This is a genomic window from Thiemannella venezuelensis (assembly GCF_014203605.1).
Classification (GTDB): Bacteria; Actinomycetota; Actinomycetes; order Streptosporangiales; family Streptosporangiaceae; genus Planomonospora_A; species Planomonospora_A venezuelensis.
In genome coordinates this window covers 1-10,133 of sequence record NZ_JACHJJ010000055.1, presented here as the reverse complement: position 1 = coordinate 10,133, position 10,133 = coordinate 1, and the positions used below count along the sequence as shown (strand labels likewise).

Genomic DNA, 10,133 nt, shown 5'->3' with positions numbered 1-10,133 from the left:
AAGAAGATCCAGTACCGGCCGCATCTGATCGACGGCTGCCTGGCAGGGACCGGTCTGGCCTTCAACTTGGTGTAACTCCGCGAGTTAAAGCTCAGCAAGCACACAGCGGTTCCGACGTGGCAGGTTCCCCCCGCCGGAAAGGATTTCCTGGCCGGTAGAGCTGAGCGATGACAATCTCCATACCCGTTGAGGAACGCTCCACTAAGCGCCGAAATCAGGAGAAACTGCAGCTGACGGCGGTCATCGGCTCGCGGACGCCGCGCCGGCGTCCGCCATTCGCGCAATACCGGGCCGCGTAACGGCGATCCTTTGAGCGGCACACCTGAATGATCTTTGCCTATTGCCCCGCCCTATTGACCCGAGTGAGCAGAAGGCGTTAAGTTCCCGCCAGGAAAGCGTTTTCCCACCCCTCTCCAGGCTAGCGCACCCCCACATCGACCCCCGCCGCCGACAGGCCTGGCGGCAGCATGGAGGAACAATGGAAACGTCCGTAACCGGCGCGAAACGGCGTCGACGCTGGGTTCGCCTGGCGGCTGCCATAGCAGCAGCTGCGACCATGGTCGGCGGCCTCATGGTCGCCATGGCGCTCCCCGCGTCGGCCGCCACGATCGACACCGGCGCCACCTACGTCTTCGTCAACCGCTTCAGCGGCAAGGCGATGGACGTCTACGGCTGGTCGACGTCGAACGGCGCGCCGGTCAACCAGTGGAGCCGCAACGACCTCGCCGTGCAGCAGTGGAAGTTCCAGAGCTCGGGCACCAGCGGCTATTACGAGATCAAGAACGTGCACAGCGGCAAGCTGCTCGAACTGGCCGGCTCGACCGACGGCACGCAGCTGACCCAGAATTCAGACGGAAACACCAAAACCCAGCACTGGGCGGTCAAGGACTCCGACAGCGGTTACGTCCGGTTCATCAACCGGGCCAGCGGCAAGGCGATCGACGTCTGGGAGTGGAAGACCGAGGACGGCGCCAAGCTGGCCGGCTTCTCCGACCTGAACGGCGCCAACCAGCAGTGGTCACTGACGAAGCTCGGCTCGGGCGGCGACCCCGGTACCGGTGCTCCGACCGGCCAGTGGCCGTCATCGGCGGGTTCGGTGAAGATCTCCGGCACCGTGTCCGTTTCCGGCACCTTCGACGGCGGGATGAAGACCTACTGCTGCATCGGTGACGGCGGCCAGAGCGAGTCGCAGGACCCGATGTTCAAGATCGCCAACGGCGGCACCCTGCAGAATGTCATCATCGGCTCCCCCGCCGGTGACGGCGTCCACTGCGAGGGCACCTGCACGCTGAAGAACGTGTGGTGGAACGACATCGGCGAGGACGCCGCCACCTTCAAGGGCACCGGCGGCGGCACCTCCTACGTCATCGGCGGAGGCGCCAGATCCGGCTCCGACAAGACGTTCCAGCACAACGGCAACGGCACGGTCAGCATCTCCGGCTTCTACCTCAACGGCTCCGGCAAGCTGTACCGGGCGTGCGGCAACTGCTCCAGCTCGCACCAGCGCCACGTGAAGATCGACAACGTGCTGGTCTCCGACGTCGATATGGTCGCCGGCATCAACAGCAACTGGGGCGACACCGCCACCATCACCCGCCTCGTCGTCGACGGCGGCGCCACCGTCTGCGGCAAGTACAAGGGCGTCAGCAAGGGCTCCGAGCCCAGCTACATCGGTGAAGGCTGGAACGACTCCAACTGCAAGGTCACCAAGAGCGACGTCACCTACAAGTAAGCCGTAGGCACCTCCTCGGAAGGGGCGCCCACCGCGAGGTGGGCGCCCCTCCTCCCGCATGCCAGCCGGTGAAGAGGGCCTGTCCAGTGAACGGCTCTGTCGCGGATTCGGTGGTGACGGAACGTCCCGCCACGTCACGCTGGGCTGTGCTTGATGCCGACAAGCTACTGAGCACGGTGTTTTCGGGGTTATCGCCGCTGGTCGTGCAGAACGTAGCGGACGTGGGCGAACAGATCCGGGTACGGGCGCGCACCCCGGACGGACCGGTCGCCTACCCGGTCTGCGGGGCCGAGACGGCGCGCGTGCACGGCTACCACGAACGGAGCGTGGCCGATGTGCCCCTCGACGCCCGCCGCGTGCTCGTGGTGGTGCGGATCCGCCGTCTGCTCTGCCCGACGCGCGGCTGCCGCCAGACCTTCCGCGAACAACTCCCCGGCGTGCTGGAGCGCTACCAGCGCCGCACCCCCCGCCTGGCCGCCCAGATCAGCGCGGTGGTGCACGAGCCGGCCGGGCGAGCCGCAACGCGTGTCCTGTCCGCCCTGGCCATGCCCCTGTCGCGGCATACCGCCCTGCGCCTGCTGCTGCGCCTGCCCCCGCCCCAGCCTCGGGCGCCCCGGGTGCTGGGGGTGGACGACTTCGCCCTGCGCCGACGCCATCGCTACGCCGCGGTGCTGATCGATGCCGAGACACGCGAGCGCATCGACGTCCTGGCCGAATCGCACCGCGGACACTCTGGAAGCATGGCTGCGCGCCCATCCCGGCGTGCGGATCCTGTACCGGGACGGCTCAGGCGCCTACGCCGAAGCGATCCGCCACCCGCTCCCGGACGCCGCCGACGTCGAAGCGTCCGGGGTGAATGCGCATCTGGACCGCATCCGTTCGGCGCTGAAGGCGCAGGCCTTCCGGCCTCTGCCGGTGCGGGAGCGGATGATTCCCAAGACCGGCGGGAAACTGCGTCGGCTGGGGATCCCGACCGTCACCGATCGGGTGGTGCAGGCCGTGCTGAAGCTGGTCCTGGAACCGATTTTCGAGGGGGACTTTTGTCCGTGCTCGTATGGGTTTTCCGGCCGAACCGGCGTGCGCACGACGCGATCGCCGAGATCCATCTGTTCGGCTCCCAGGGATACCGCTGGGTGCTGGACGCGGACATCGAGGCATGCTTTGACCGCATCGACCACGTGGCTCTGATGGACCGCGTTCGGATGCGGGTGAAGGACAAGCGGGTGCTGGCGCTGGTGAGATCGTTCTGCAAAGCCGGGATCATGACCGAGCTCGGCGAGCGGAACGGGACCACCTCCGGGACACCGCAAGGGGGCATCCTGTCGCCCCTGCTGGCCAGCATCGCGCTGTCGGTGCTCGACGATTTTGCCGCCGAGCAGTGGACGAGTGCGGTGGCGAGCCGGCGGGATCGCGAACGACGGCGGCACCGGATCCCGAAACACGGCGGCAGCGCCCGCCACGCACGCCCACTCACCAGGACGTAGGCGATGGCCGCGAACACCGCTCCATCAGGTGTGTTCTGCGTCCCGCCACCCTGCGGACGCGTCCGCGTCGGCGGCAGCAACGGTCAACGCCCCCGCCCGATCTCCGCTCATCCCGAACAGGCTGCGGCCTGCTGGTAGTGTCAGCCCTTTCCTTGCCTTCCGCGGGACGTGGCCAGGAGACGCACTGTCCCCGGCCCGAGGGACAGAGAGGGTGAAGCGGACCTATGGTGGTCGGCCGATGCACCCACAGCCTCGACATCCGAGACGACGTCGTGGTCAAGCGCTACACCTCCTGGAAGCGAGGAGAGCCCTACCGGGAATGGGCGGCGCTGACCTTGCTCGCCAAGCACACACCCGATCTCGCGCCCGCGCCCATTGAGGCCACGCTGGAGGCGCACCCGCCCACAATCGTGATGAGCAGGCTTCCCGGCCGTGTCCTGCGCGGCGAGCACGCCGGCGACGAGCAGATCACCGCGATGGCCGCCGCACTGACCCGGCTGCACCAGATCCCGGCCCGCGTGGTGGACGAAGTCGCGCCCGCCCCCTGGGGGCCGAAGACAGCCGTGGACAAGACCCGCGCCTGGGCCGACACGCAGCCCGACCTCGGCCACGACCCCCTCGTGCGCGAGGCGTTCCGCGCGGGGGCGGCCTGGCTGGCCTCCGCCGACCCCGACAACCTCACCGCGAACCCGCTGCCGCCCGTCCTCGGGCTGGCGGACGGCAACCGCGCCAACTACCTGTGGGACGAGCACGAGCGCCGCGTACGGCTGATCGACTGGGAAGACTCCGGCCGCAGCGACCGGGCCTTCGAGCTCGGCGAGGTCTGCGAGCACATCTCCCAGCACGACGGCGCGTTGGACGCCGAGCAACTCCTGGCTCACCTCGATCTGACCGCGGCGGAAGCCGAGCGGGTGCGCGGGTTCCGCCGCCTGATCGCGCTGGGCTGGTTTCTCCAGCTCGGCCCCAATGGGCCGGCGACGCCGCACAACCCGGCCGACACCCTGGAACGCCAAGCCGAACGGGTTGTGCAGCTGCTTGGCTGAGGCGCACCTCACGCCTTCTGCCTGGCTCAGGACGGCCGACGTGCAACACCCCATCGGCAATCAAACATACGTACGACAGAGCGGTAGAGTCGGCGCGTGCCCGAGCCCGCGCTACTGCCAATGCCGCCCCTGGCGCGGTACAGCCGTCGGCTGGTCTTCTTGTCCGACCGCTGGCATCACGACGGGCAGCGATGGGCGCAGCTGTGCTGGATCCTGTCTGGCCTGCCGGCCGCCCGCAACGCCGCCCTCGGCGATCGAGACCCGCGTGCCGTACGACGACGTGGGCGAGCTCGCCGGGCGACCCTACGAGCAACTGGTGGAGCGGCCTGAGGCGGTGGTACCGCTACCGCCGCTGGTGCGCTACCGCGACCAGGTGGCCCTGGTGTGCGGCTGGCGCCAGGCCAGTGACCGCTCCTGGTGGGCGCAGCCGACCTGGCTGCCTGAGGAGGAGCAGGATGCGGTCCGGCCGCCGTATCTGCGCCAGCGTCAGGTCGCGGGCGGCCAGGTCGATCCGGTCGCCGGCCAGGACTACCGGCGGGTGCCGCGCCTACGGTCCGGCAGCGTCCTGACAAACTCTTCCTGACTCAGGTATTGATCTTATGAAAGGTCGGATTGTAGGGTCCCTGGTGTCGCGCTCCCCGGCGCGGCCACCGGGCCGCCCACCGGCACGCTCGGACGGCCGCCGCCGTCCCCTTCCCGGTTCCGGAGACCCCATGGTCTGGATCACCGATCTTGGCCCCTCGGCCGTGCAAGTGCACCACCGGCTGCGCGGCGGCGCGCTCTGCGACCGCCGTCCCTGCATCACCGGCTCCCCCGAGCCGCTGGTCCCGCAGGTCGAGGAGACTCCGGCCACCGCGCGCGAGCCGACCTGGTTCGGCAGCGGCGGCCAGGCGCTCGGCCTGATACCGGGCACCAGCCTGACCCCCGACCAGCACGACCTGGCCAGCGCCCTCATGAGCGGGCACCACCCGCGCACCGGACGCCTGCGGCCCGCCGCCGCCCGCCGCAGCCGCGGCCTGGAGCTCACCGTGACCCAGCCCGCCAGCCTCAGCGCCCTGTACGCGCTGGCCGAGCAGGACCAGGCCGCCGCCATCGAGGCTCTGGTGGCCCAGGCGGTAGGGGAGGCGGCCGCCCAGCTGGAGCAGTGGATCACTCCCGCGTCCCGGCACGCCGGCCTGCTCGGATGGATCCTGTGGCATCGCACCGCGCCCGCAGCGGGCAGCGGCGTGCCGCGCCCGTGCCTGCACGCCCACCTGGTCATCGCCACGCTGATGCGTGATGGCGGTGGACGCTGGACCGACATGAGCCGACATCGCCGGCGCGCACTGCACGAGCACGCCGGCGTGATGGAGCTCTACGCCCGCGCCCGGGTGCGCCAGCTGCTCAGTGCTCAGCAGCAGGTGCGCTGGGAGCGTGATGCGCTCACCGGGGTGTGGGAGGTCGCCGGCATCGCCCCGGCGCTGCGCACCTTGTTCGCCCACCCCTCATCGCCGCGCACCCAGCGCGGCCCCGATAGCACGGCCCGGCCGTCACGACGGGGTGCGAAGGTGCCGCTCGCCGCCCTGGCCCAGAGGGCGAAACCGGTCGCCGCCGGCATCGGCGACGGTCACAGCCGGTGACAAGGGACAGGGCTCCCGCCCTCCGCCTCCACCTGCCACCGGTGGTCATCGCGCGCCTCGCGCCTGCGCGCCGGGCAGTTCCGGCGCACTGTCTTCGCCACCGGGACGCCGCTCGGCCTCCTCGAACGGAGATCGCCTGGGTCAGGGCCTCTGAGGGGTCACCGGCCCGCTGGCCCGTGCGGTTGAGCAGGTCGGCCACCTTGTAAGGGTCACGCTCGACGCCGAAGAGCCGATCCGCCGACCACTGCAGGCGCAGCCGTACCGGGTGGAAGACCGCGCCCGTGACCATGGCCGCGATCAACCCCGCCACCGCCCCGTAGTTCCCGCTCACGCGGTTGACCACCCAGACGAGCACCGAGTAGATGAGGCCGATGAACACCGTCAGCGTGCCGTACACCAGCGTGCGGTTGAGGACGAGCCTGATGCCGTAGAGCTGGTGACGCAGGACGGCGGCGATGATCGCGATGGGGATGCCGCCGGTCAGGAGGATGCGCAGGCCCATGATGAGCGGGTCCTCGGTACTTCCCGTGACCGCCCAGAAGCCGATGAAGATCACCATCGCGCTGAAGTACCATGCGATCTGCCGGCGGACCTCGGGCGTGGCGGATCGGTGGCGCACCCCCGGAGACGCCACGCCGAGCAGGCCGAGCAGGACCATGGGCACTCCGATCCGTTCCTCAACGCGCTCGGGGATGTCGCCCAGCGCCTCGACGCCGAAGGGATTGGGAATCGGCAGGCCCAGCCCAAAGGCCGGCTCGGGTGTCAGGGCCAGCAGCAGCGAGTGCCCGGCCATGAGGACGAAGTTGCCGTAGAGCACCGGCCGCCACCGCTTGGACGGCAGCTTCCCGTCGGGGAACAGCAGCGGCATGATCCCCGAGAACGTCGGCACCACCCACAACCACACCCACAGGGACGGCCAGGCGAGGTAGGGCGTCAGCGGGCTGTCAGTGTAGGCCCACATCCACGCGGTCAAGGAGAACACCAACAGGTAGAACGCCCACAGCACCCCGGCGCCCCACAGCAGCCACGGGAAACGCCGCGGCATGTGCGCTCCGGTCCTGGCCGTCGCCGACGGGACGCTAGGATTTCGGGGCGCGCTGGGTGAGGTGTTTCCGCAGACCAGAGGCCAAAGATACTGGTTCCACAGAAGCCGTAAAAGATCAACTTGTTGGCGTGTCGCGGTCGCCCGGCACTGCGGCAAGCAGATCTGCCGCCGTGCGGTAACGGACGGTCGCCGGTGCAGGGACATGGCCTGCTTGCTCGAGTAGAGGGCGGGTTTCGCGGATGACGTTGCCGATGGAGGATCTGCTGACATCGCCCAAGGCGTCAGTCAAGACCTCCAGGGTGCAGAGTTTCCGTTGGTAGAGGATGGTGAGCAGGACTCGTTCGCTGTTGCTGATCTTCTGCGGGAAGACACCGGATCGGGTTCCGGGCTGCCGAGGAGCACCTCGCCGTTGGTAACCGAGGCGCTCGCCTTGAGCACTCTGCGCGGCGGCAAGGCGCTGGGTGAGCAGGTGAAGCTCGTCGCGGGTGATCCCGGTCAGGACCGGGTGGGCCAACCGGTCGGTGATCGCGGCTCGTGCGGGGCGCTGGTCGGTGTCCAAGAAGTCCAGGAGAGCGGCGGGCTTGGCGAAGCGGACCTGAGCGGTTGCGGTGTGGTGGCCGTGGTCTTCCAGGGCTCTGCGGGTCTCCTTCACTAGGTCGGCGATGCAGGTGCCGGTGACCTCCAAAAGGTCTGCCAGCACCTTCATGGAGCAGACCTGCCGCTGGTAGAGAAGGGTGAGCAGCAGGCGGGCGGCATCATCGAACAGCGGCTTGACGCGGAGCCTGCCGGTGGCTCGCCGAGCCCGGCCGCCGCGTTGCCGACTGTGTCGCTCCTGGGTGCGGGCGGCTTGGGCCGGAGCGAGTGCCACGGTCAGCTGCTCCAGCTGGGCGGGGCTCATGCCGGTCAAGCGCGCATCGGCCAGGCGGCCGAGCATGGCCTGGCGCCGCTGCGCCGGCCCATCGGCTTCGCCAACCGCTTTGAGGTCGGCCGGTTCGTTGGTGGATGCGGGGCGCAGGGTGTAGTTCCAGTTCCCATGGGTGGCGTGCCGCTCCAGGGGCAGAGCGGCGAAGCGCTCTTTGCTGATCGCCACGCCGGTGGGGTAGTCGCCGACATCCAAGACGGCCTCCACCCGCAGCCCGCCGCTGGTGAGGGTGGAGGCGATGGTGTTGACCACGACCTCGTGGCTGGTCAACGGCCTGCCGCGCCAGTTGAGGGTGATGTGGGAAAACAGCCGGTGCTCGATCTTGTTCCATTTGGAGGTGCCCGGCGGGAAGTGGCAGACCGTGATCGCCAGCCCGATCTCGGCGGCCAGGGCGGCCAGCTCGCTCTTCCAGACCCGATAGCGATAACCGTTGGAGCCACCCGCGTCCGCAGTGATCAGCAAACGCGAGGCGGCCGGATAGTCACGGTGACCGCGCGCCCTCCACCAGCGGCGGATGGACTCCACCGCGAACACCGAGGTGTCGTGATCGATGCCGACGTTCACCCAGCCGGTGTTGGCGGTGATGTCGTAGATCCCATACGGAATCGCCTGCTCGACATCCGGGCCGGTGAAGAAGAAGTGGTGGTCTTCGACCTGGATGGGCTCGCCCTTGGGCCGCCACTCGCGTCCGGCCATCGGCAGCCGGCCCAGCTGCTCGCGCTTTTTGGTATCGACGCTGATCACCGGCTCGCCGTCGGCCTGATGGGCTTTGACCTGCTGGTTGATGTAGCGGAACTGGGCGTCGCGGTCGGGGTGCTGAGTGCCTTCCAGGGTCTTGACGTTGGCCTGCAGGCTGAAGCCGGCCGACTTCAGCAACCGCCCCACCGTGGGCGCCGAGACCGCATGGCCCTGCCGGGTCAGCTCGGCGGCCAGATGCCGCAGCGATTTGGTGGTCCAGCGCAGCGGGGACTGCGGATCACCGCGCTCATCTGGCTCGACCAGCCCCAGCAGCGCCGCCAGCAGGGCCGGATCGTCGTCTTCTACCCGCTTGCGGCCTCCCCCGGGCCGGCGAATGCGACCTACCGGAAGCGGTTCCCGGCCATCTTCGATCTCGAAGATACCGTTGCGGATGGTCGTCTCGCTGACCCCGGTGGCCTGGGCGACGGCGCGCACCCCGCCGTGACCCAGCAGCCGCGCCTCGGTCGCCAGGACCAGCCGCTGCTGGCGTTCGTTCAGATGCGGGAGCAGCGCCTGGAATTTGCGCGCGAGCTGGCCGCGGACCTCGCTGGAGATCGCCATACCATCTCAACGAATCCAAGATCGAAAAGCAACGCCTTATTTCTTGACGGCTTCACAAGATCGCAAACGTGCTCGGGGCCCTACCGAAGTCCGCGCATCCGGGAGTGGAGAAGGCACTGGCAGAGATCTGGAACGCCGAGGACCAGACGCATGCCGAGGCCGCGGTGGAGGCGTTCGGTGCCGCTTACGGCGCCAAGTACGGCAAGGCGGTGGCCAAGGTCACGGACGACGCCGACGAGCTGCCGGCGTTCTACGATTTGCCGGCCGAGCACTGGATCCGCCTGCGCACGACCAATCCGATCGAGTCGACGTTCGCCACCGTCCGGCACCGCACCAAGGTCACCAAGGGGCCGGGCCCGCGCGCGGCCGGGCCGGCGATGGCGTTCAAGCTGATCGAGTCGGCCCAGGCCCGCTGGCGCGCGGTCAACGCCCCTCACCTGGTGGCTCTGGTGCGGGCCGGAGCCCGCTTCGAACGCGCCGTCCTGATCGAACGTGACGAGGCCGACGCAGCATGACCGGTCATACCGAACGCCCGCTGCTCTTCCTCGATGTCGACGGGCCGATTCTGCCCTTCGGCGAGGACCCGCACCGCGCACTGCGGGGTACGACACCGGACGCGCGCCTGGCGCGGCTCACCTGCGAGCTGGGGAGCCGGCTGGCAGCGCTGCCCTGCGAACTCGTCTGGGCGACCACCTGGGAAGAGGAGGCCAACGCCGAGATCGCACCCCGCATCGGGCTGCCGCGACTGCCCGTCGTGACGTGGCCGGAGCCGACCGACCAGCATGAACGTGAGGACCGATGGTTCGGACTGTGCTGGAAGACCCGGCCGCTGGTGAACTGGGCGGGCGGGCGCCCGTTCGCGTGGGTCGACGACGAGATCACCGACGCCGACAGGCCCGCGTTCCGCGTAATTCGTCATGTCTAGAGCACGCATCTGGTCTATGACCTGCGGAAATACGCCTGTGTGTACTGCTGTGGCGTTTCTCTAG

Annotated in this window: 7 protein-coding genes and 3 pseudogenes; 8 read left to right on the top strand and 2 right to left on the bottom strand. The window is 69.0% G+C overall.

Annotation, left to right across the window (positions count from 1 at the left end; all coding sequences use genetic code 11):
• Positions 1-556: 556 nt before the first annotated feature.
• The 3 genes and pseudogenes from FHS22_RS36835 (at position 557) to FHS22_RS38835 (ending at position 3,216) form a co-directional block, all read left to right on the top strand.
• Positions 557-1,732 (top strand): pectate lyase, encoded by a 1,176-nt coding sequence (locus tag FHS22_RS36835; protein ID WP_184948832.1) that lies wholly within the window; start codon positions 557-559, stop codon positions 1,730-1,732.
• Positions 1,733-1,878: 146 nt separating this feature from the next.
• Positions 1,879-2,572, top strand: a pseudogene (locus tag FHS22_RS38840) (ISL3 family transposase); the annotation flags it as partial.
• Positions 2,473-3,216, top strand: coding sequence for a reverse transcriptase domain-containing protein (locus FHS22_RS38835; protein WP_260408670.1), 744 nt, complete (start codon positions 2,473-2,475; stop codon positions 3,214-3,216). The pseudogene FHS22_RS38840 and the gene FHS22_RS38835, both read left to right, overlap by 100 nt.
• Here the strand turns inward: FHS22_RS38835 and FHS22_RS39750 are convergent.
• Positions 3,186-3,296 (bottom strand): annotated as a pseudogene (locus tag FHS22_RS39750) (hypothetical protein); the annotation flags it as partial. The gene FHS22_RS38835 and the pseudogene FHS22_RS39750 overlap by 31 nt on opposite strands.
• 144 nt (positions 3,297-3,440) lie before the next feature.
• Here FHS22_RS39750 and FHS22_RS36815 point away from each other — a divergent pair.
• The 3 genes from FHS22_RS36815 (at position 3,441) to FHS22_RS36805 (ending at position 5,878) form a co-directional block, all read left to right on the top strand.
• Positions 3,441-4,259: an aminoglycoside phosphotransferase family protein gene (locus FHS22_RS36815; protein ID WP_184948831.1), complete on the top strand. Its 819-nt coding sequence runs from the start codon at positions 3,441-3,443 to the stop codon at positions 4,257-4,259.
• A gap of 265 nt (positions 4,260-4,524) precedes the next feature.
• Positions 4,525-4,842: a hypothetical protein gene (locus tag FHS22_RS36810; protein ID WP_184948830.1), complete on the top strand. Its 318-nt coding sequence runs from the start codon at positions 4,525-4,527 to the stop codon at positions 4,840-4,842.
• Positions 4,843-4,972: 130 nt separating this feature from the next.
• Entirely contained in the window at positions 4,973-5,878 is a 906-nt protein-coding gene (locus tag FHS22_RS36805; RefSeq protein WP_184948829.1) for a relaxase domain-containing protein, read from the top strand.
• Positions 5,879-7,038: 1,160 nt separating this feature from the next.
• Here FHS22_RS36805 and FHS22_RS36800 read toward each other — a convergent pair.
• Positions 7,039-9,144 carry an ISAzo13 family transposase gene (locus tag FHS22_RS36800; protein WP_184948828.1) on the bottom strand — a complete coding sequence of 702 codons (2,106 nt, stop codon included), beginning with the start codon at positions 9,142-9,144 and terminating at the stop codon, positions 7,039-7,041.
• A 53-nt stretch (positions 9,145-9,197) separates the two neighbouring features.
• Here FHS22_RS36800 and FHS22_RS36795 point away from each other — a divergent pair.
• Both FHS22_RS36795 and FHS22_RS36790 read left to right on the top strand, forming a co-directional pair.
• Positions 9,198-9,659: pseudogene (locus tag FHS22_RS36795) on the top strand (transposase); the annotation flags it as partial.
• The gene (locus FHS22_RS36790; RefSeq protein ID WP_184948827.1) at positions 9,656-10,069 is read left to right on the top strand and encodes an HAD domain-containing protein; all 414 of its coding nucleotides are present in this window, start codon (positions 9,656-9,658) and stop codon (positions 10,067-10,069) included. The pseudogene FHS22_RS36795 and the gene FHS22_RS36790, both read left to right, overlap by 4 nt.
• Positions 10,070-10,133: the final 64 nt, after the last annotated feature.

Excerpts from the sequence above, each read along its gene's own strand:
- FHS22_RS38835 (WP_260408670.1), top strand. The coding sequence starts at position 2,473 with ATGGCTGCGCGCCCATCCCGGCGTGCGGATCCTGTACCGGGACGGCTC.
- FHS22_RS36805 (WP_184948829.1), top strand. The coding sequence starts at position 4,973 with ATGGTCTGGATCACCGATCTTGGCCCCTCGGCCGTGCAAGTGCACCAC.
- FHS22_RS36800 (WP_184948828.1), bottom strand. The coding sequence starts at position 9,144 with ATGGCGATCTCCAGCGAGGTCCGCGGCCAGCTCGCGCGCAAATTCCAG.
- FHS22_RS36835 (WP_184948832.1), top strand. The coding sequence starts at position 557 with ATGGTCGGCGGCCTCATGGTCGCCATGGCGCTCCCCGCGTCGGCCGCC.
- FHS22_RS36790 (WP_184948827.1), top strand. The coding sequence starts at position 9,656 with ATGACCGGTCATACCGAACGCCCGCTGCTCTTCCTCGATGTCGACGGG.
- FHS22_RS36815 (WP_184948831.1), top strand. The coding sequence starts at position 3,441 with ATGGTGGTCGGCCGATGCACCCACAGCCTCGACATCCGAGACGACGTC.